This window comes from Corynebacterium kroppenstedtii (assembly GCF_016894245.1).
Taxonomy (GTDB): Bacteria; Actinomycetota; Actinomycetes; order Mycobacteriales; family Mycobacteriaceae; genus Corynebacterium.
Genome location: NZ_CP069792.1, coordinates 1,759,371 through 1,782,411, shown reverse-complemented (window position 1 = coordinate 1,782,411; position 23,041 = coordinate 1,759,371). Strand labels below are relative to the sequence as shown.

Here is a 23,041-nt window from a genome sequence, read left to right as displayed (position 1 = left end):
CCGTCACACCACTCTCCGTTGCCGAAGCGGCAAGAACTACTTGGTCGACGAGCACACGAGACTCCTCTCGCAGGACTCCACGCAGAAGCTAGCAGCGCATATGGGACGATGTTTGCGTGCGTCGGCACCTCAAGCGGGAAGCCTGATTGTGGGCAGATAGTTATTGGTGGCCATCACGCTCGGCACGTCGACAGTGATTTTTTGTTTTCACTCCACGGGCAAGGAGGTGATGCCTACACGAAAAGCATGGTTAGTTTGTGTTTCCGACGTCGCAGTACGACGTTTCATTCGTGTGAAATAAAACTGATATTGTTTCGGTTTTGTTACGAGGTATTTTTCCCGGGGCATGGCCTCACGATCATTCGTCCCTCACGACAGTCGCGCGTCAGAAGATGGCAGCTTCACACCAGTGCGGCTTGATTCGGGTAAACTTTATACGCGAAAACCCCAGGTGAAGAACACCCGGGGTTATCTATATCGCCACAGTGTAGTAGATCTACAGCTGCGCTATTCGGACAAGTGCTGCCTCACGGTCTATAACCTGGCCGTAATCTGGTGCGCCATATTGTCTACGCCTTGATCCGTCATATGCATGGACATTGCAGCGTTGTTCCCATTGGTCTCAATCAAACCTGACACCCAGTTATCCCGACCGGGAGCACACGTACTATGCCCGAAGTCGATTCGGTCATGTCAACATAGGTGCCACCGTTACGCTCTGCAGCCGAAGATTGCTGACGCTTAATAATATTAAAAGCGTTTTGGAAGCCGAAGCCAGGAGTGTTGAACGGGCGAAGGTCGCCGGCCTGAATCCAGCACATCATATTCGGCGCTTCAGGCGCGGTGATCTGAGGATAGGACAAGAAAATAAGCTTGGCGTTCGGAGCGGCTTCGCGGATACGATGAGCTGCTTTGTCCAATTCCGCACCGGCTTCGGCCTCGTGGGCAGGATCCTCGGGAGTGAAGCTCCACGCGTAACCCGTCTTATAGAAGTCATTGATACCGATCAGAATCGGAACAGCTTGCGTATTCGGATTCAATGCTCCACTGTCGATTGCCTTGGTCACCAAGGTATCAAGACGATTGGGATTCAAATTACTTTGAGTCGGTGCAGCGGCCAAAGTAGCGCCTGAACATGCGTAGTTCTCAACTTTTCGGCCCGAAATAGTCTGCAAGGCAGACCCGACATCATGCTGGTCAATGGGGCACCCGGAAGCAGCTGAACCCGTTACAGGAGCAAACCTCGGAGCGACGGGGATTGCTGCTTGGATGTGATCATTGAGGAGAGCCAGCTGGTTTGGGGTGGCCATATAAGAATCACCCAACAGCACAATATTTGAATCTCCCTCAGCTTCGGCTGGGTGAGCCGCTACGGCTGCACCAGCACCAACCGCAATAACACCAACGAGGGCAGAGAGCTTTTTAGCTAAGGACATTTCACTTCTCTTCTTTTTATGGGCGGGGGAGTTTCGGTGTGTCACCACAGTTCACGACAGAGCAGTGAAATTGGGCTAGCACACAGAAAGGAGCCCTGGTTCCGGTGCCGCACTAATCCGCACGGCCCACTACACACAACGGCCTACAAAGTCTTTCGTTCGAACACGATATATTATTTCATCTGAAAAGCATAGGGTACAGTGTGAGCTTTTTACGCTGCTCTATCCGGATGACGACGCGCCTCGTTGGCGCGTAACCGTCACCGGCCACGGCCATACTTTTACCCGAGCAGTGCGTCAACAAACCCCTCAACCTCAAACGGGGCTAAATCATCAACGCCCTCCCCCAGGCCAACCATCTTCACTGGAACACCGAGCTCTTCCTGCACCTGGAAGACAATTCCGCCCTTGGCCGTACCATCCAACTTAGTCAGGACCACACCAGTAATGTCCACTGTTTCCGCAAAGATACGGGCTTGGACCAGACCATTCTGACCAACAGTCGCGTCGAGAACCAGAAGGACTTCATCCACGACAGCCTTCTTTTCCACAACACGCTTCACTTTGCCCAACTGATCCATCAGGTTATTTTTCGTGTGGAGCCGGCCCGCAGTATCCAAAACAACAACATCCGCGTGATCAGCAACCCCAGCAGCCACCGCGTCGAATGCCACCGATGCTGGATCGGCACCTTCGGGCCCACGCACAGTACGGGCATTGACACGACTCCCCCATGCTTCAAGCTGATCGGCCGCCGCGGCACGGAAGGTATCCGCAGCACCCAAAAGCACGCTGTGGCCCATGGCAGTCAACACTCGTGCCAGCTTTCCAGCCGTAGTCGTCTTACCAGTTCCGTTTACTCCGACAACAAGAATCACAGCCGGTTTGCCGTCATACGGCATCGCTCGGATAGAGCGGTCCATCTCCGGGTGGCACGACTCAATTAGAGCCTGGCGGAGCAGAGCTCGGGCTTCTTGCTCGGAGGAAACTCCCTGAGAAGCGATTTTCTCCCGCAGGGAATCAACCACTTTCATCGTGGCAGAAGTACCCAAGTCCGCCATGACGAGAGTGTCTTCAACGTCTTCCCACGCATCCTCGTCCAGATCGCCACCACCAAGGATTCCTAAAACGCCCTTACCGATAGCGTTCTGGGAACGAGACAGGCGCCCGCGCAAACGATGGATACGCCCATCGACTGGCTCGGGGGTTTCTGCCGGCTCGTCCGGCTCAACCTCAGTTACAGCCGAGGCGTCTTCATCAGTGTGGTCGCTGGCCGATGTACTCTCCTCAGCCGCGCTACTCTTGCGCGCAAGGTCGGCAGCTGCTTCCGCACCGACGGCAACCGACTGCGCTGCAGCAGCTGCCTCTTCGGCTTCGGTTTTCTCTTTCTCAGTGAGGTCGCTCTCCAAAAGTTCACTGCTCTCCGGCGCCGGTTCCTGTTTCTCCGCAGAGTCTTCAGCCTCAGCCTTTTCGGCTTGTGCTGACGATGCCGCAACGACTGATTCCGCGGACGGCTCCTCCTCCGCGGGCGTCAAGGACGATTCCGTCTCTCCCGGCTGCGCTGGCGGCTCTGCCTTGTCCTCTTCGCCAGGGTTACCGCTGTCCGCCGAAGTCTTTGTTTCTTCTGTTCCTTTTTCGGATTTCTTAACGGCTGCGGCCGTGTCAGCCTCATTAGCCTTGCTGACCTCGACGTTAGCTGCTTCGTCAGCGGGGGGAACGACCGGCTCATCCTGCTCGCGATCAACGGTTTCCGGAGATTCAGTCACCCCGGCGACGTGATCATCGGGGCTCTTTGGCGCCTCGTCGGCACGGATGTCATCGGACGGCTCACTCGATTGAGGTGCAGACAGTTCTTCTTCGGACATAGTGTCCGAGACAACCGCCTGCTTACTCTGCGAGGAGGTGCTCCCGGCAGGAGCCGGTGCCGGTTCTTTTTTAGTCTGCTTCGTTTGACCAAATTCGCCGGCGACGACGTCGGCCTGTGACGGTTTGTGCCCCGTCGCAGGGCCGGCTGCGAAATTAAATCCGCCTTTTGCCTGGTAATTGCCCGAATCTGGATGCTTTTTCTCCTCAGTGTCACTGGCCTTATTTTCGAATGACACTGTGTTCTTTTTACGCCTATGCAGCCCCAAAATAATGAGGAGCGCAAGGAGCACCAGGACAACGACAACGCCAACAACGGTCCACAACACAACAGGAGACATAGTGGCCATTATGTCAGGAACCGACGCACTATGAAGAAGTAGGCACAGGATGTCGTACTATTTACTGCCTATTTACTTCCTTTTGTGGCCGACAACACCCAGTACCATGGCATCGGCAGAGACAATATCCCCAGCGACGAGATCCGGCAGCATCTCGGCAACCCGGGCCCAGCCTGCCACAGCTTGCGGGGACAAGGCGCCCATTTTTCCTGCACCATGGGCTTCTAAACGCGCTGCCAAGGCGAAAACGAGAGACACGATGGGGGCCAACGCCCACCGGTTGTCAACTGATTCGGTATCAACACCCTCCAGGCGATCGAATCGAACACGCGCGGCCGCGTACAACTGGCGATTACTGTGCCGAATTCTCTTCAACAGTTTGGCCGCCGTGACCATCAGGTCCTCTTCACCGAGAAGCTGAGTTAACTCTTCCCGGTGGGAAAAGGTCTCTAAAACAGCCAACAATCGGGAGTTATCCTCGCTAATGGGCCCCGGCATGATCCCAGCACTATCCAAAAACTGCTGGAGAATTACCTTCTGCTGAGCCTCCGGCATGCGGGCAATATGAACAGTCGTGGGGTCCAAGCACGCGTTATCCAAACTTTGATCCCGCCCTGTCGTAAATGCTTCAACAGCACGGTCCCCCACCAAGGAACGGAGTTTCTCCAGTGCTGTATTCCGCCCTTGAGCAGGAGTGACATCGGGATCGGGAGCCAGGTTAGCCACCGCATCCGCTTCATCTCCGTCGGATGATTGGTCTGCAGCTTCCTCCGCAGCCACCATTGCAGCATCCCAGCGCTCAACTTCAGCTAATGCTCCCAACGCCCCGATCCATGGAGCTGTTGACCCCTGAGAGGTTAACGACTCCGAATCGATCGCAGTGGGATCAAACGCGGATCGCACGAGCCCGCTCGAGATCAACACACTCGGACGCTTCGACGCGTCGACAAGCGATTGAGCTAATCCGACCAACGCAACACTCGGCTTAGACAGGAAGGCATCCCGGACCACTTCAGCACCGCGAGGCAATGAGGTGAACGCCCGCGAATCCGACATCCAGCCCGCCTGTAAGTCCCACAACAAGCTGAAGGTTTCAGCGCCGCCCTCGATATCTTTCGATTCACCAGCCAGGAATGCACTCAGCGAATCGAGCCCGTGGCCTGTCGCATAGCCTGGTTGATCCACCACGACAGCTTGGGGGCCTGGACGTGCTGGTGCGCGCAAGTTTTCACTGACATCCGCGCAATAAACTTGAACGACCAAAGGCCCGACATGACGAAGCTCCTCGGGCAGGATCGCTTCGCCCTCCCTGACACGGACACTTAAGGCTCGACGCCACGGTGCCGTCGTCGGCCACATCCACAATCCCAGTGGACGACCATCCGGCGAACCCTTAACCACCGCGACCGACGTCTCATCCCCCGGGGCTTTATCCGCCGACACCACTACGGTGTCGTCTTGTAGCTCGATCTGCCATTGAGGTGTGGCCGCCAATGTCACAAGACGAACCGACGTGCTCTTCCGAGTCTCTTCATCAACCCAGCTCAGTTCAATACTTCCACCAGACTGCGATGCAAGCGCAGGAGCGAAGTCATTCAAAGGAATACGCCAGGTCATTCCATCCCACGTGATCATCTTTTTCGTGCGCACCGGAGAACCGTGATGATTCCTAGCGGTAATCACAGGTTTATGGAGCTCACTGCCGGTGCGAACACGCAAGAACATGTCGCCATTCAACTCCGGACCCGCGCACACCAGCGGCGTTGACCGCCAGCGGGCTTCTTCTCCTTTGAGAGGAACCTGGAAGCGTAGCCGAGGAGGCGTCATTACGATGGGAAGCAGATCACCGTCATCGGTGCTCACCGTTGCGGATCCACGTGCCGAATCCGCCCCGATCTCAACCGGGTTCGGTTCAATAGACGCCGGTTTTTCCGTCGACAAGTCCACTGACATCGGTGAGAGCCCACCGGAAACGGGGATACGGAAACTATGGTTGTCCTCGAGTGAGGTAACCAAGCCTTGAACAATCGCGTACCGGTGGCGGAACGACTCATTCCGCGGGCCTCGTAGGCGGACGATATATTCACCTGTCCACGGTGATTCGTACAAATCGGGATCAAAAACGTAGACGGCACCACCATCCGCGGGCACCTCGACGGGTTCCGCGGGAGTGACCTCGACACCCACCTGACCAGGTCCGGCGTAGGAAGAAATCGATAAATACCAGACCTCATCGGCACCGGATAGCGTCGCCGGGAATTCCGCCAACAGGCTTTCAGAATGAACCGGTAGTCCCGAGATCGACCGAACATGTGAGCACAATTCCCCCTCGGTGAAAATTACTCTCTGTCGAGGATCAACACTGCGCAATGCTGTGCCCGCAGGCTCCCCTGGCCGACGCACCTGGAAGGACGCAGCATCATTAAGATCGACTGTCCGGGCAATCCAGCCATTCCAGCCCCGAAGCTCCACTCCATCATCAGCGGGCAAGGGAGTTTCACGGACAGGGTCGACGATTTCCGCATCATCGGGTGAGACCACAATGAGGTCCGTGTGGTGGAGCGATGCTTTGCTCGTCACATTGTGGCCGCGCATGGTGAACGCCAAGAATGGTTCCGATAGCACAGGAATCGTCCACGAAACCCGACGAACAATTTCTTTAACGACGATTTCCCGCGCGGCTTGTCGCACGGGAACGTCGAGGATCTCAGAGAATCCCTCAGTGTCATTGTCGTAGCCGGTGCGGTACTCGACCACCTCACCGTCAATAGAGACACGCCACCGCAGCTCAACGACGGTCTCGTCCAACGGCATCTGCGGCAAGCGTAGTACCACACGCTCTCTGGCTACGTCATAAACCAGGCGTGGGGAGGTTTCCCACGACGCCGTCCCCACCGTCGATAAGCGATCGACTGTGCCCGCTGGGCGTTCGCGCAACTCGTCGACAAGATCTTCAAGAATCAGTAGTGGTACTCGATAGGAGCCATCTTTACCCACTCCCCAATTAGCCCACTGATCGACTTCATACGGGTGCTGGGCAGCCCACCGATAAAACTCGATGATGTCGTCGAATAAATTTGTAGCGCGCTCAGGTGCCACCGTGCAGAGAGGGCCCAGCTGCCGAGTCGGCGATGTGTCAACGAAATGCTCAGTCAGCGACGCACCCGTGACGTTGTCAGGATCCTCATCGATAAGTGCAATAAGGCTCGGAACCCACCCCGCGGGGATCGTGGCGTGCAATAAAAGGCGGCCCAACTCGCCATCTGATCCCGACGCAGCGATGTCCATCGGGTCAAGACCCGCACGCGACAAGATTTCAGCCACATGGCCGTCAAAGCACCCATAAAACTGCTCGGCCAGATCGCGAGGCACACCCAGGCCAGCCCAATACTCAGAATCGAAATTGCTTAGATCTGCAATGCGGCCAGCACGCCCTACCAACGTCGTCGCCACAATTGCCGGGCACGCCTCCAAAACAGCGGAAAGCTCTGCCCCGGCAGAAATCTGTCGAGTAACAAAGCGACCCCAAAATCGATCCAGCCGCTCCAACTCATCGCCGCTGAGGTTGACCTCTACGGCGAAATCAAGGTCTGACAGCTGCCGAGACAGTTCAAGCTCCGTCGTCGATGCCCACCCCAACAATGGGTCAGCGGAATCTGCAATAAAACTCGTGGGGGCGTCAACGCCTGACAACTGAGTAATCCTTTCCATGATGCGATTGTGGCTACATATTTATTCGACGTGCACCGATCATGTGAGCTCACGGCGCGTCCGGTGAGCCAGCAGGTGATCCGGCAGATGAGCCAGCCACAGCAGGGGCGCTCACTGGCTGGGAGTGAGGGCTCATTCGTTGAGAGATTACACGTGTCATCCCGTCGCCGCGCATTGTCACGCCATACAGCACATTCGCAATGTCCATCGTCGGTTTCTGGTGTGTAATCACAATCAACTGTGAGTCTTCTCGAAGCTCTTCAAAGAGCGCAATCAACCGTCGAAGATTGACATCATCCAGAGCCGCTTCTACCTCATCCATGACATAGAACGGGGATGGCCGAGCGCGAAAGATCGCTACCAATAAGGCTAGTGCTGTCAACGACTTTTCACCTCCGGACAGCAGCGATAGCCTCGTGACTCTCTTTCCAGGCGGACGTGCGTGAACCTCGATACCAGTTGTCAGCATGTCATCGGGATCGGTCAAGGACAACCGCCCTTCGCCACCGGGGAACAATGTCTCAAACACGCGCGGGAATTCGGCTTGGACATCCTCCCAGGCATCGGTGAAGAGCTGCAAAATTGTGGCATCGACATCTTTAATCACACCGCGGAGATCCTCGCGGGCCTGCTCAACATCCATGAGCTGCGTGGATAGAAATGAATAGCGCTCCTCCAGAGCCTTATATTCCTCGAGAGCCAAAGGATTGACTTTACCGAGCTGTTTCAACGCACGCTCCGCAGACGCTAAGCGCTTCTTTTCCGACGCGGGATCGAAGTCTGAGAGATCCTGGCTGGCTACGACATCGTCGGGATTGAGACCAAGCTGCTCAACGATATGCTTTTCAGCCTGTTCCACACGAACCAGCGCTGCTTCACGTTGAACATCCGCATCATGCGTTGTTTTTAGTGCGTGTTCGCGCTGCGTCGTGATGGCACTTAACGCATCCCGTGCGCGCCCCCGCTGTGCTGTCGCTTCCGACATGCGGGCGTGGAGTGTGTCGCGCTCGTCAGCCGCCTTATGAACGGCGGTGTCCACTCGTTTCGCCAGGCTTTCGCACCACTGAGCGATATGTGCTGCTCGTTGACGTGCACGGCGACGAGCCCGCTGCGCTTCTTCGTGCCGACGTCGGTGAGCTCGCTCATGCTCGGCTTGGCGTCGCAACCTCTCCGCCTGGCCTTTAATCGCTGAAGCTCGTTCCTCGGCACTACGCAACGCTAACCGTGCCTCGGTTTCCATCGCGCGGACTTGAGTCAGTTCTTCATGGGCCTGGTCTCGGGCAATCGCTGAAGACTCCTCAGTGGAATCGTCCGCGTCACTAATTTCCGCGTCGATGCGGGAGCGTCGATCAGCCAGATCAGCAAGTTCGGCGTGGATGTTATCAATGCGCCCTTCGGCATGGGCACGGTTCTGTTGAACCTCGTGAAGCTCCTTCTTCAAACGGTCGACGGCCGCTTCCGCAGTGTTTACGCGCTCTTTGAGGTTCGACGCCACGGCGGTGAACTCAGTGTGTGCAGCGCGGGCAGACCCCAGGGCATCTCGTCGTTCCTGCACCGTCGTCTCTGCGCCGGCAATGGTGCCAGCGAGTTCCCTTGCCTTTGCCGTGTAGTCAGCTAATTCTTCTTGTGCCTGGTCAACGGAGGACTTGATGTCAAAGGTTGTGGCTTCACCCGAGCCCCCGCTCATCCAACCGGGGCCGATAACAATTCCGCTCTGCGTCACAGCACGTAGCCTGGCATCACCGCGTACCAAGGCAAGCCCAGCGGCAACCGAAGGGACTGCAACGACGTCAACAAGAAGACCAGTCACCGCGTGGATAAATTCACTATCCACCGCCACTTTGTCTAAGAACCACTCGCATCCGGTGGGAAGGTCCGCATCTAACCGCCAAGTGGACTCCTGCGATTGGCCCATAACCCACGCACGACCAGCATCGGCAGCGACGAGCGATTCAAGGGCTTCACCCACAGTTGCCGACACATCCCCTGGTGCGGTTATTGCCTCAGCGGCCGCCCCCAGCGTCGACGATAAGGCCGCTTCCCATCCACGTTCCACGCTGATTGAATCGACAAATGACCCCCACTCCACCGACGAATTCGTGCGAAGCCACGAGACCCCATTGGTGGGACGAACAGTCGCTTCTAAGGTATCAATGCGCGATTGAAGTGCGGATATGGACCGTTCGTAGTTTCGATCGGTATCGCGGAGTTCACGGAGGCGATCATCCGCGCTCACAACATCGCGCTCGGCTTCACTGACCCGATCCAATATCGACCCTGCCTGGGCATCGTGGTCCTGAAGGGCAGCTTGGACTGAATCAAGATCGCTTTTCGCCTGGGCTAATGCCGGAACAACCGCATCTACTGCCTTTGTTGCACGCTGTAGATCATCATTCGCAGCCTCCAACCGCTGCCGTGCGGAGTCTTCCGAGGCATCTAAACGGGCGACCCCCTCCCGGCGATCCGCGATAGCCCGCAAAGCAGCTAAGTGCTCTTTCTCAATCTGCTGAGCTTTCTCTTCTTTTTCATCAACCTGCTCACGGATCGTCTCCAACCGTTCAGCTGCTTCTTCCATCGTGGCAATGGTCTCTTCTTCGCGCTCTGCAGCCTCACGTGCGCGCGCTTCTAGATCCTCTGGGTCCGGGCCGCGGTAGTCTTCGGTTTGATCACCGGCCGAAGCTCGGTCGGCTGCGATACGGCCGGTCGCCATGACACGCTCCGACAAGGACGACAACCGGAACCACAGCTGCTGAGCCTCGTCGCTTCGCGGTCCTAGCTCAGCAACGCGACGTTCCAGTTCATCGACATGTTCGCGCAACTCCTCGAGCTTATCGACGAGGGTTTCTTCTTTCTCTCGCGCCTCATTGGCGCGCCGCGTCAACTCGTCGGCATCATCCCGCGCGGTGATCAGCGAGTGCGCTGCGAGATTGAGGCGAGCTTCGCGAAGGTCCGACTGCACCGTCGCGGCTTTTTGGGCTGCTTCCGCCTGCCTAGCCAGCGGTTTGAGTTGTCGCTCTAGTTCTGTGGTGAGGTCGCGCAATCGGTCCACATTAGCCTGCATAGAAACAAGCTTGCGCTGGGCTTTGTCTTTTCGGCGACGATGCTTCAAGACTCCGGCTGCCTCTTCGATATAAGCTCGTCGATCCTCCGGTTTGGATTCCAAGATGGTAGACAGTCGTCCCTGCCCCACAATCACGTGCATCTCTCGACCGATTCCCGAGTCAGAGAGCAATTCTTGGATGTCCATCAAACGGGCTCTGGCACCGTTTATTTCATACTCGCCACCCCCATCGCGAAACACCCGTCGGGTGATGGAGACTTCTGAATAGTCGATCGGCAGGGCACCGTCGGAATTGTCGATCGTGAGGGTGACTTCAGCACGACCAAGAGGTTTGCGTGCGCCCGTTCCGGCGAAGATGACGTCGTCCATGCTTCCGCCACGCAAAGACTTGGCGCCTTGTTCACCCATGACCCATGCGAGGGCATCAACAACGTTAGATTTTCCTGACCCATTCGGCCCGACGACCGCACAAATGCCGGGTTCGAGTTTTAAGGTCGTCGACGAAGCAAAGGACTTGAATCCTTTAAGGGTCAGCGACTTCAGGTACATACCAGTAAATCTATTCCGTTTATCGAATTAGTGATTACCGAGTTTCAAACGTTTGATACCCACCCCGTGGTTCTTCCCACGACTCCACCACATGATCGACGGAACCAGGACGATTGGTCGACGTCGGCTCTTCGCGCAATCTCGCTAGGAGCTCGGTGACGGGGGCACGCTCCCCTTCGGCGCAGATGAGAACTCGGCCGTCGGGGTAGTTCGTCGCAGATCCAACTAGACCGAGTTCGAGTGCTTGGCTTCGAGTCCACCAGCGGAATCCGACACCTTGAACGTGCCCATGAACCCACGCGGTGAGGCGGACTGGGTCATGTGACTGACCGGAATCAGCTGGAGCCATAAGCCTTTAGTTCCTTCCCTTCGAGCTTCTACTGCGCAGTATCCTACTCGCCTACACCAATTAATGAGCCGCCGCTGCATTCTCAGTCAACGCGGACAGAGCCATTAGCTCCACGTCTAATAACCTGTGGGGCAGGCGTTCCCGGACGACGCCCATAGACTTCCTGCCCGTCGCCACGGATAGTCAGCGGGTCGCTGCCATCCCAGCATTCAATTTTGTCGTGTCCAGGCAAATTCGGCAGATCATCACGGTGGAAGACAGGCGACAATCCGCGGTTGCGCTGTTGTCGGTAATTCTTGAGAAGCGCGATAGCCGCCCCACCCAACGGGAGAATGGCAGTGAGGTTGATAGCCACCATAATCCCCGCGAAGAGATCCGCTAATGCCCATACAATGCCGACCTTGCCGAGGGATCCACCCAACACACAGAGGCACACAAGGAACCTGTATGCGGTCATTACTTTGCTATTTCTGGTGAAGAACTCAATGTTTGATTCACCGTAGTAGTAGTTTCCGATGACCGACGAGAACGCGAGGAAGAAGATAATCACCGTCACCAAGTGGACTCCCCAGTGGCCGACTGCGGCCGCCACAGAGTTTTGTGTCAACGATGTTGACTCAACGCCTTCACCAAACGAGGGGTTGTTGAGCAAAATGATAAATGCCGTGATCGAGCACACGATGATGGTGTCAAAATAAACGCCGAGAGTCTGAATGAGCCCCTGCTTAACCGGATGGCTGACGGAGGCAGTCGCCGCAGCGTTAGGGATCGAACCCTCACCGGCTTCATTCGAGAACAAGCCACGACGAATGCCGTACATGAACGCTTGCCCAAAGGTTGCCCCCGCAACTTCCCGAATGCCCAGAGCCGACGTCACGATCTCAGCAAACATGTGAGGGACTTGCTCGATATTGACCGCAACGACGATGAAACCGGTAACGATGTACAACACGGCCATGATAGGGACCAGCCAGTTGGTTACCGACGCGATACGCTGCACGCCACCGAACACAATGAGTGCCGTCAAGATAGCCAGCGCAACACCCAACAACGCCTTCCACCACATCGCGTCAGAACCAGTCGACTCGGTAATGGCGTCGACAATGGAGTTGGACTGGACCGCGTTGTAGACAAACCCGTAGGTCACGGTAATGGCGACCACGAAAACAGCAGCTAACCACTTAAGATTCAGCCCTTTGGTGATGTAGTAGGCTGGGCCGCCTCGATAGGAATCGGTGTCCTTGACCTTGTACAGCTGCGCCAGTGTTGACTCAACGAACGCGGTTGCGCCACCGACGATCGCGACCAACCACATCCAGAACACAGCGCCGGGACCACCGATAGTGATTGCCACCGCAACACCGGCAATGTTTCCCGTCCCCACCCGCGACGCCGCCGAAATGGTAAACGCTTTGAACGCGGAGATTCCTTTTTTATCTTTCGAAATGTCACTGGGTTTTTCTGTCAGCGACCGAAACATTTCCGGAACCATACGGATCTGAACAACGACCGTACGGAAACAGAACCACACACCTGCCGCTAACAGCACCCACGTGATGACGGTCCATAACCCGTCACTCGAGCCAGTCACCGCGTTCTCAATAGCTGTCATAATGAACTACCCTACGACCATCGACAAGAGATCCAGAATTTATGATGGCCCGACTGGCGCGATCCGCCAACATTTAACATGTTTGAAATAAATGGCCGCTGTCAGCGGCCGAAATACGTGAAGATTTCGGCGAACTGAATTCTTTGTCAGCTGACGAGACTGCGTGTCACAACGCGTCATGAGCTTCACGGGCGGCATGGTGTTCGGCCTCTTTCTTGGTGTGTCCCTCCCCATGGCCCCACACTTTGCCCTGCAAGGAGACAGTCGACGTGAAATGCGGATCGTGGGCGGGACCCGAAATCGTCGTGTTGTATTCCGGTTCTCCCAAACCACGGCCAGCAATTTTTTCCAACAACTCTGTCTTCCAGTCCATATGCAGCCCGACAGTCGGCGCAGATTCAATCCTGGACTTAAACAAACGGAGAATAACGTCTTTCGCAGTCTGGAAACCATGCTCCAGATAGATCGCGCCGAGCATGGCCTCTGTCGTGTCAGCCAGAATGGAATTTTTGTCTTTTCCGTTAGTCAGCTGCTCACCACGGCCCAGCAGAACGTGGTCGCCCAGGCCGATCTCTCGTGCCACATCGGCCAATGCGTACATATTGACAACACCGGCCCGCATTTTAGAGATTTCCGACTCCGTGCGGTCGGGGTAATCCCTATACAGGCGCTCCGCAACGGAGAGCCCCAATACCGCGTCACCCAGAAACTCAAGGCGCTCGTTATTCGGCAACATTCCGTTTTCGTTAGCGAACGAACGGTGGGTTAGTGCAAGGCGTAAGACGTCGGCAGGAAGCGAAACTCCGAACCCATCGAGTAAAGGCTGATGATCAACATCGCCAAAAGCAGCGACCCAGGCTTCTTCACCCGTCAGCCGGTCGTGCTTCGAATTCTTTTGTTGCTTAGACATCACGTTCCCACTTTTCCGATTACTCCGCCTGACACCGAACGTATCCCTCACCACGGACACTCAGCCATGCAACGGGACACGCAATAAATCAACGCTTTATTGTTGCAGATCCTTCAACTTGTCCTGCAATCCTGCCCACCGGGGATCGACCATCTCTGTCTCTCCCGATATGCCATCAGGCTGCGGGGTCTGCGAGTCGCACTCCTCACCGAACTCTTCGCATGTGGGAGAAAAAGGCAACGACACTCCGGCTTCGTCGATCACAGCCTGGGTGAGGTCCAACCGATTGTCTTTCACCATCGGGGTGGGATCATCGTCATCATCGTCAGCCGAGTCTTCCGAGGTAATAAAGCCTTCTGTCAGCGCCCATACCCCGTTGATATGGAAGGAAAGGTGCGGGGTTAACGGTTTGAGGCACCGCACACACTCGGCTTCACCGGAGCCCGAAATTTCAGCATCAACCACAAGCCCTTCGCCGACATTGGTGACCGTCGCATGCACATCAAGAGGGGTGCCGACGCCAAAAGCGATCATTTCTGGGCCGATGCGTACTGGCGATGGGCCTTCGGTGTCGATGGTCTCTACAGCACCCGATTGCTGCGATACCGTTGAGACATCCAGGGACAGCGGGTTATGTGCCGTCGGTGTCACTGATTCTTTGCGGTCAGAATGTGAAATTCCCATAACAACGCCCATGGTAATGCACCGTGGACATTACGTCTTCCTATACCAACTCAGCCACCACCGCGACAGGGCAAAACTGCACGACAACGCGGTTTAACTAAGCCTCGAAGGTGGATGTTTTTAGTTCCGACGTGAGTCTCGGCTGCGGTATTCGTCGCGAGGCTCGCGAGAAGCCGAACGGGAGCGTCCGCCGGAGATTCCTGCACCGCCTCGCAGGGCAGCACGATCCTTGCCCACCGTGCGCAGCACTGAGGTCAGGGATTCCTCAAATTCGGCCAACTTCTGGTCGACGTATCGGTCGCAATCGCTACGGAGCTTATCCGAATCAGCATGTGCGGAATCCCGTACGCGAGTCGCTTCCTCATTAGCCATCCGTACGACTTCTGATTCGCTCACCAGGCGGGCCTGCTCTTTCAGGCCTTCATTCACGCTGCGGTCATATGATTCATTACCCGACGCGACCAGCCGCTCTGCTTCAGCAGCCGCCCGGCCTGTAACGTCGTCGTATTCACGCTGGGCGTCTTGAACAATCGAGTCCGCTTCGTCCTCAGCGTGGGCGACCATGCCATGTGCGCGGTCTTCCGCGTCATTCATCATCGCGTCGCATTTTTCCTGTGCTTCGGCTACTAAACGCTGAGCTTCAGCCTCCGCATCAGCCACCATGGAGTGCGAGCGTTCAGTGGCTTCGTTAATGATGCCGTCGCGCTTATCCAGAACATCCTGCGCATCGTCCATCTCAGTAGGTATGGCGTTGCGGATTTCGTCTAAAAGATCCAGGACTTCCCGGCGGGGAACCATACAGTTACTAGTCATGGGTACGCCGTAGGCCTGATCGACCATTTGGAGTAGTTCGTCGATGCCTTCGAAAGTTCTGTACATAACCACTAGCTTGGCAGAATTTTCGTAGTTTTGCAGGAAGCCACGCCAACTAGTCACCGAGACCCTATAACATTCCCGCTCAGTTACCATTCCCGGTCATCACGAGGCCACGGACGTGGGCATACCATGAGTGCTGAGAATTACGCTGAGAACTTCTCTTGCATCGCCGCGATGACGTGATCAGGCATGAGTCCCGAGACATCGCCACCGTAGCGGGCGACCTCTTTACATAAGGTCGACGAAATATGCTCAAACTTAGGCGTCGTTAGCAAGAAAAAGGTATCGATTCCAGAGAGTGACCTATTCATCTGGGCCATCGGCAGCTCATAAGCATAATCAAGTGAGCTACGCAACCCTTTAACGAGGGCACTGATCTGGTGGTCCGTGGTGTAATCCACCAGCAACTTATTCCACGAATCAACATCGACGTTCGGCAGATGCTTCACTGCTTTCCGAATGAGGTCACAACGCTCCTCAACAGAGAAAAGACCATGCTTATTCGGATTAAAAGTCACCAGCACAGTAACGCGGTCAAACTGGGCAGCTGCCCGCTCGATAATATCCACGTGCCCATTCGTGATGGGATCAAATGACCCCGGGCAGACAACATGCATCGTTAGGTTCCTCTCTCTGGCGCTCCACATCTGCGCACATAACTCTGTGCCCATAATATTGAGCACAATACAAGCTGACGCTGAACCTACTCAGAACGAGTAAAAGAAGCCATATCCATACGCGCAGCACCATATGTCCGCTTTTTTAACTTCTGCCCGGTCGGCTCATATCCCTCGGGCCACTGTGTCTCGGGGCTGGCGGATGAACGCTCCACCACCACCGCAGCTCCGTCCCTCAGGTGTGGAGCCAACGCCACTAACATGTCGTGCACGGCTTCGTCGATCAACGCATAAGGAGGATCGATAAGCACGATGTCAAAATAATTCTCCGGTGCGCCCGATAAATAACTGGATACTTTGAGCTGAACAACGTCGGCATCCACATCGCCGACGCGACGAATGTTGTCTTTGATGGTCTCAATGGCGGCCGAATCCGTATCAACGAAGACAACGCTATCTGCCCCGCGCGATGCTGCTTCCAACCCCAACGCGCCGGACCCCGCGAAAAGATCAAGAACGCGGGCTCCATCAAAACCGAAGCGGACACTAAGTGAAGAGAAAACTCCCTCTTTCGCCCGATCAGATGTTGGGCGTGTTCCCTCAGCGGGAGCTTTAATCGTCCGCCCGCGTGCGTACCCTGAAATTATTCGCATCTCACATCCCCTGTTCATGCCTGGACTGTGCCGACGTGTGTACCACCGGGCACGGCTTTCTCATTAATCCGTTATCCCCACAATCCTGTCGCCACCGTCGACGTTGGAAAAATCGTCGCGATCCAGTGAACCTATCGTGCCGGCGACGGGCGACACGACGGGAGCTTCTAATTTCACAGCTTCAACAACTGCGAGGGTTTCTCCAGGCTCCACCCGTTGGCCCGGGCTGACATGATAGTGAACAACTCCCGCGAAAGGCGCACAAATGTCCATGCGGTTCACTTTACCGTGCATATAGACCTGATTGGCGTTCACCTCATCCAGGGAAACCTATCCCGACGACGACACTCAACCTTTGCCCAAGAACTCACGTTCAGTACTGCTATAGCCTTCGCTGAGCCGTCGAGCGAGTCCCGGGTCCGTTCGCACGATATGCTCAGCTTCGGTTTTCGCTGCCTCGATTAGCGCTTCATCGTGGACAACGTCGAGAAGGCGAATATGACTAGATCTGCCGGACTGATCAGCTCCGACGAGGTCTCCCTCACTGCGGGTGGCCAAGTCTAATTCCGCAAGGGCAAAGCCGTCGGTAGTGGCTGCTACCCCCTGAAGACGTCGGTAAGAATCGCTGTTTTCTGGCTGAGCCGTGTGGAACAGGCACCATGATGCGTAACTCCCCCGACCAATCCGCCCACGAAGCTGGTGAAGCTGGGAGATACCAAAGTTCTCGGCTTCGCGGATCAACATAAGCGTTGCGTTAGGAACATCGACGCCCACTTCGATCACGGTCGTAGAGATCAACACGTCACATTCACCGCGAGAAAACTTCCCCATAATGCGTTCTTTGTCAGGATTAGGGAGTTGACCGTGGAGCATTCCGACCCTTAACCCATGGAGCGGGCCATCGATGAGTTTCTCGTACATGTCGTTCACCCCGCCATCGCCCTGGATTCGCGGACATACGATATAAGCCTGCCTACCCGTTTCTACTTCCTCCCGAATTCTCTGATAAGCGCGATCAAGCCACCCTTTTTTCCACTCCGGGACGACGGAACTCTGTATAGGTTTCCTGCCGCCGGGGAGCTCAGTTATGGTCGAGACATCGAGATCCCCGAAAGTAGTCATTGCGACGGTACGCGGAATAGGTGTGGCGGTCATCACTAACTGGTGCGGGGTCAGTGGCCCGTCCTCGGTGTCACGCCCTCGGCCACGCAGGCGATCCCGCTGCTCAACACCGAAACGATGTTGCTCATCGACGACGACCAACCCCAGGTTGAAGAATTCAACATTGTCGCTGAGCAGCGCATGGGTACCGACGACGATATCCGTCTCCCCAGTCATGAGCGATAGGAGGGCCTCTTGGCGGGAGGAGGCCGACATGGAACCGGTAACCAGCCGAATCGTGGCTGCAACGCCAGCATTAGCCATCATGGCCATTAACGAGTGTGCATGCTGCGCGGCCAAAACCTCAGTGGGGGCTAAGAGAGCCGCCTGGCATCCTGCATCCACCGCCTGAAGCATGGCAATGAGGGCAACAATGGTTTTGCCCGACCCCACATCGCCTTGGAGTAGCCGACACATTGGTCGAGGAGCGGCGATATCGTTGCCAATATCCTCCGTGACCACGCGTTGTTGGTCCGTCAGGGTGAACGGGAGGCCGGCTAATAACTCGGCGCGATATCCGTCGTTGCGAGGAGCGCACTGCGGGGCGCGGCGGTCTGCTGCAGCGTGACGTCGTAAAGCAAGGATCAACTGCAGCCCCAAGGCTTCATTAAAAGCGAGACGCTTGCGGGCCATGGCTTGATCTGCCCACGAGGAAGGCATGTGCATAGCCCGAATGGCGTGATCCAGTGTCGGCAAGGACTTCCCTTGAACGGTAGGCACGCGCGGGAGAGGATCAGGAATATGATCATGATGAGCAAGGACGGTAGTAATTACGTTCAACGCGGTCCACGAATCCACACGGACTGGGCGCGCCGAACCCCGCTTGGATCGCTTCGTTGTTTTTTTCGTTGACCGTTCCTCCGTCTTCAAGCTGCCCGCATCATCACCCCGGGCCGATGCCCGCGATGACTCACTTTTAAGCGGATAGATAGGCAACAGCGGGAGCTTGGTTACCAGCGCCGCGGTGTCACGACCAATGATGTTTCGTGATGAACCAGGTCGCGAACCGCGTTTGGGCTGCTCATCTGGGGTTTGAGTATCTAAGGTCCACTCGTGAGCGAAATCAATCACTTTGTATGCGGGATGCGCTAGCTGCAGCGCCCCTCGATACTCCGACACTGTTCCCACGAAAATAGCCCGGGTCCCGACGACCAAATCCCGCGCCGGAGCAAACGCGTTAAAAAACGTGGCATTGATAGTTTGGGTGCCATCAGAAATGACCACCGTGTACAGGCGCTTTCGAGAACGAGTCGTTATCTTGTGCCCGCGGAGAATCTCCCCTACGAAAGTCACGGTGGCCCCCACGTCCACAGCACCCATATCCGACGTCGACCCGGGCTCGACATACCGGCGCGGAAACCATTCCATGAGCTCGGCAACCGTCGATACTCCGACGGAAGCTAACTGCGCGCGCGTCGAGTCAGGAAGAGAATCGGGCAGGGGAACGACGAGTGGCTCCCACCCCATCATTGGGCGCACGTGTGCCTCCTTACTCGTCCCTACTGGCGACGCTGCCCCAGCGTGCTCCGTGTGCGTCACTATTACTCCACACCGATCATGACAGCTGCACCGCACTTCGAGATAGTGAAGAACGAATAGTCCGCGTCGTCCGATTGTGGAAGGGATTGCATCACGTGCAACCAATGATCGTCGCCAGAAATAACGGTGACGAGTTCGCCGCCTTTCTCTAGTAACTCGGATACAGTTTCCCAAGCGCGGATGGCCGCAGGGGGCGGGGAAAGTTCCGTGCTCGCGGGCTGCCCATCACTGCGGTCGCCCACGTCGTCGTGATGGCCGCCCACGTCGTCGTGATGGCCACCCATGTCGTCATAACTCAAGGTTATCGTCGTTGTCCCTTGTGCTGCGTCAACCATGGCCGCAGCATCCGCATCGAAAGATTGTGACGGATCATGAACCGCCATTGCTGCCAACCCCGCGCACAATGATGATGCCGGGACAACGACAACATTCGGCATGCGCCCATCCACTTCATTGGGATCAACAATGCCGTTCGTGACGAGTACTACTTCATCAACGTCTTCTTTCTCGATGGTCTCGCACACGACCCGGTATTGATGCTGGTCAGCAGCGTCTGCATCCGCGTCTATGACGACGGTGTCCGCCCCGGCCCGCCCAAAGAAGTCTGCGGCATCCTCACTTGGTACTACGGCTAAAACGGAGCGTAACCGTGGCCGAGCAGTCTGCAACGCGGACGGACGATTCGCAGAGGCCTGGTGCAGGGGTTCAACAGTGAGCTCAGATACGACTCCACGCTCATAAGCCCCAGAAATAACGTCACCAGCGCGATTGGTGTGAACGTGGATACGGGCGGAATGGTCCGTCAGTGCCCCTACAATCAAGCTATCGCCCAAGGGGGATAAGAACTTCCGTAGATCCTCAAGATCCGTGTTCTCAATAAAAAACATGACTTCAAGCTGTGAAGCCGACGAATTCGGTGCAGTGTTCCCTGCACTGAAACATCCGACGCCGGTTTCATCGTTCTCCATGCCCGGCGCGGAAACTCGCATGGCGTTCGCGTGGGCGTTGCCCGGCACGTCCAGGTGCGACTGTCCGCTCCCCGTCGACAACTCATCATCGCTGGTCAACGTAGTTTTTCCGTCAATGTGTGCGGAGGTGAAAGCGTTAGCGTCAGCGTTGTTAAAGCTGCCATCCACACTATCAGCGATCCGCGTTGCGAGAACGCGCTCTAACTCTTCTAACAGGACGACGAGCCCCCGCCCGCCGGCATCGACAACGCCGGCACGTCGTAAAACTGGAAGCTGCGACGGGGTGCGCTCAAGAGCCCGGCTGGCGGCAAGCCTGGCAGCGTGGGCCACCGCACCAGCGCTGTCAGTCGAGCGAGCGGCCGACGTCGCTGCGGCAGCAGCGGAGCGCAATACAGTAATAACCGTCCCCTCTACCGGATTCACGATGGCCGCCTGCACGAAACGCAAGCTATTCGATAACGCGTCACACACGGAGGCTCCGTTCAAAGGCCCAGCTTGCGCAGACTCAGCTAACCCTCGAAGCAGTTGGGAAAGAACGACACCTGAATTTCCGCGTGATCCCTTCGTCGCTCCAATGGCTAGGGCGATGGCTGCTTCTGAGGTAGTTAAGCTCGCGTCGGTAGCTAAGCCCATACCACTCTGAGCACCGTTTCCTGCGCGCAACCTACTCTTTTTCATCTCCCGTTCACGAAGAGCATGATCCAATGCCGACACGGCCGACGCCATCGTGAATGCCATATTTGATCCGGTGTCAGAGTCCGGCACCGGGAAAACATTCAGGCGATTAATCTCTTCTTTCTGCCGAGCAAGAGAATGGGCGCAGGCACGCGCCCACCTCTGAAGCGTGGTGGAGTCAATTGCATCCGGCAGCGAATTCGTCATGGAAGTGCCCATTCGACGGGATCCGCACCCTGGCTGACCAACAACTCATTGGCCCGGCTGAACGGACGTGAACCGAAAAAACCTCGGCTCGCCGACAGGGGCGATGGATGCGGGGAGCAGACGGTCGGGGTGTTCCCCAACCATTTCGCAGTATTCTGTGCGTCTCGCCCCCACAAAATGGCCACCAGGGGGCGATCCCTTTCAGCTAAAGCTTTAATCGCGCACTCCGTAACTTCTTCCCACCCCTTACCACGGTGCGATCCCGAATGGCCGGGCCGCACAGTAAGAACCCGGTTAAATAACGCAACACCATGTTCCGACCACGAGCTTAGATCCCCCGTGGAAGGAGTCGGGCATCCGATATCCTCCTGTAATTCTCGGAAAATGTTAGCCAGACTGCGAGGAATCGGTTTGACATCCGCATGAACCGAAAAACTTAACCCCATCGGATGGCCAGGCGTTGGATACGGATCTTGCCCCACAATCAACACCTTGACCTGGTCAAACGGGTAGGTGAATGCTCGCAACACGTCAGTCCCTGCTGGTAAGTATCCACGGCCCGCTGCGTTTTCCTCTCGCAAAAAATCGCCTAGCTCGTGGATCCGATCGGTGACGGGATCCAGTGGCTCTTTCCAGCTTTCATGGATCGGTAACGGTGTCTGCAGGGTCATGGTTCACACTTTAGCGACGCGGGTCCAACAGGCTCCACACACTTCAGTATTACGCTCCACCGAACGACTCTCCGCCGAACGGATCCCACCCCAACGTGAACGTCGGCGGGTGCCCGTCGATAGTTAAAGGCTCGGCGCCCTGTTTGTGGACGCGGCCGAGGAAGCGGAAGCCCGAGGGAATGTCTGCACCTGTTGTGGCAAGGAGAGCATGGTCCTCACCGCCCTGGCATATCCATTCCATGGGGTCACGGCCCAGCACGCGGGCTGCTTCACGCACGGCCAAATCCGGCGCGATAGCGTCCTTATCGAGATCGATCGTGACGTGGCTGGCCCGAGCCATCGTCGAAAGATCAACAACTAACCCGTCTGAATTATCAGTCATCGCTGTTGCTCCCGTTGACCGTGCTACCGTGCCTCGCGCCCGAGCCAGAGAGGGGACACGGAAAGCCTCAACCAGTGTCTGAAGGTGCGGGGACTGCGGAATAGCATCGGGCGAACCGAAACGCTCAAGCAACGCCCAGCCCGCCGCTGAATATCCCAGCCGACCACTAGCTATGAGCGTTTGTCCTGGATGAGCGCCTGATAGAGATAAGGCCGGGGCTGGTCCTGCCAGCTCGCCGATCGCAGTAATGCTGAGCGTCAACCGCTCACTGGTCACCACGTCTCCCCCAACCAGTTCCGCAGGCCACCGACCGGCTTCGTCGGCAATACCCCGGGCAATACCTGTGAGAACGTCACTATCCAGCTCTGGCGGCGCAGCAACTCCTAAAAGCAGAGCAACCGGGCGCGCACCCATCGCTTCTATATCGGCAAAGTTTTGCACCACCGCACGGCGACCCACGTCATAGGGCGTCGACCAATCACTCCGAAAATGCTGGCCCTCTACCAGAAGATCCGTGCTACACACCGTTTTTGACGCAAAAGATGACGGAGAGAGGACGGCTGCATCATCGCCGTTCATATCGGAAGGAGCGGCTGAACGGATGGCGTCGATCACGCCCCGCTCACCAAGGCTGTGTATAGGTTGTCCCATTGCTCTCTCATCTCGCTGCGACTAAAGACATGATGATAATTGATTCCGTAAAAATCAGTCGTTGACGCACCGAGCGCCTCCAGAACAGCTACTGGCAACCGAGCAGCGAGCTAACACCGCTACAC

The 23,041-nt window shown here is 56.5% G+C and carries 16 protein-coding genes; all 16 read right to left on the bottom strand.

Annotation, left to right across the window (positions count from 1 at the left end):
* Positions 1-626: 626 nt before the first annotated feature.
* Entirely contained in the window at positions 627-1,436 is an 810-nt protein-coding gene (locus tag I6J23_RS07700; protein WP_204581554.1) for a GDSL-type esterase/lipase family protein, read from the bottom strand.
* 281 nt (positions 1,437-1,717) lie between these two features.
* Positions 1,718-3,640, bottom strand: a complete 1,923-nt coding sequence (gene ftsY, locus I6J23_RS07695; RefSeq protein ID WP_204581553.1) for a signal recognition particle-docking protein FtsY — start codon at positions 3,638-3,640, stop codon at positions 1,718-1,720.
* A gap of 72 nt (positions 3,641-3,712) precedes the next feature.
* On the bottom strand, positions 3,713-7,351 hold the full coding sequence (locus tag I6J23_RS07690) for a hypothetical protein (protein WP_204581552.1): 3,639 nt from the start codon (positions 7,349-7,351) through the stop codon (positions 3,713-3,715).
* Positions 7,352-7,400: 49 nt separating this feature from the next.
* Positions 7,401-10,961 (bottom strand): chromosome segregation protein SMC, encoded by a 3,561-nt coding sequence (gene smc / locus I6J23_RS07685; RefSeq protein WP_204581551.1) that lies wholly within the window; start codon positions 10,959-10,961, stop codon positions 7,401-7,403.
* 34 nt (positions 10,962-10,995) lie between these two features.
* Complete coding sequence (locus I6J23_RS07680) at positions 10,996-11,310, bottom strand: acylphosphatase (RefSeq protein ID WP_204581550.1); 315 nt, start codon at positions 11,308-11,310, stop codon at positions 10,996-10,998.
* Positions 11,311-11,392: 82 nt separating this feature from the next.
* Positions 11,393-12,922: an alanine/glycine:cation symporter family protein gene (locus I6J23_RS07675; protein WP_204581549.1), complete on the bottom strand. Its 1,530-nt coding sequence runs from the start codon at positions 12,920-12,922 to the stop codon at positions 11,393-11,395.
* Positions 12,923-13,088: 166 nt separating this feature from the next.
* Positions 13,089-13,832: a ribonuclease III gene (gene rnc / locus I6J23_RS07670; RefSeq protein WP_204581548.1), complete on the bottom strand. Its 744-nt coding sequence runs from the start codon at positions 13,830-13,832 to the stop codon at positions 13,089-13,091.
* A gap of 96 nt (positions 13,833-13,928) precedes the next feature.
* The gene (locus I6J23_RS07665; protein ID WP_204581547.1) at positions 13,929-14,516 is read right to left on the bottom strand and encodes a YceD family protein; all 588 of its coding nucleotides are present in this window, start codon (positions 14,514-14,516) and stop codon (positions 13,929-13,931) included.
* Between the two features lie 120 nt (positions 14,517-14,636).
* Complete coding sequence (locus I6J23_RS07660) at positions 14,637-15,395, bottom strand: DivIVA domain-containing protein (protein ID WP_204581546.1); 759 nt, start codon at positions 15,393-15,395, stop codon at positions 14,637-14,639.
* Between the two features lie 140 nt (positions 15,396-15,535).
* Positions 15,536-16,009: a pantetheine-phosphate adenylyltransferase gene (coaD, locus tag I6J23_RS07655; RefSeq protein WP_204581545.1), complete on the bottom strand. Its 474-nt coding sequence runs from the start codon at positions 16,007-16,009 to the stop codon at positions 15,536-15,538.
* An 86-nt stretch (positions 16,010-16,095) separates the two neighbouring features.
* On the bottom strand, positions 16,096-16,662 hold the full coding sequence (locus I6J23_RS07650) for an RsmD family RNA methyltransferase (protein WP_012731832.1): 567 nt from the start codon (positions 16,660-16,662) through the stop codon (positions 16,096-16,098).
* A gap of 63 nt (positions 16,663-16,725) precedes the next feature.
* Positions 16,726-16,935: an acetyl-CoA carboxylase biotin carboxyl carrier protein subunit gene (locus tag I6J23_RS07645; protein ID WP_204582993.1), complete on the bottom strand. Its 210-nt coding sequence runs from the start codon at positions 16,933-16,935 to the stop codon at positions 16,726-16,728.
* 75 nt (positions 16,936-17,010) lie between these two features.
* Positions 17,011-19,362 carry an ATP-dependent DNA helicase RecG gene (locus I6J23_RS07640; protein ID WP_204581544.1) on the bottom strand — a complete coding sequence of 784 codons (2,352 nt, stop codon included), beginning with the start codon at positions 19,360-19,362 and terminating at the stop codon, positions 17,011-17,013.
* Between the two features lie 2 nt (positions 19,363-19,364).
* Entirely contained in the window at positions 19,365-21,212 is a 1,848-nt protein-coding gene (locus I6J23_RS07635) for a DAK2 domain-containing protein (RefSeq protein ID WP_204581543.1), read from the bottom strand.
* A complete protein-coding gene (locus I6J23_RS07630; RefSeq protein ID WP_204581542.1) occupies positions 21,209-21,883 on the bottom strand; it encodes a uracil-DNA glycosylase in 675 nt (224 codons plus the stop codon). The genes I6J23_RS07635 and I6J23_RS07630 overlap by 4 nt, the downstream gene beginning before the upstream one ends.
* Before the next feature lie 49 nt (positions 21,884-21,932).
* The gene (locus tag I6J23_RS07625) at positions 21,933-22,916 is read right to left on the bottom strand and encodes a thiamine-phosphate kinase (RefSeq protein WP_204581541.1); all 984 of its coding nucleotides are present in this window, start codon (positions 22,914-22,916) and stop codon (positions 21,933-21,935) included.
* Between the last annotated feature and the right edge of the window lie 125 nt (positions 22,917-23,041).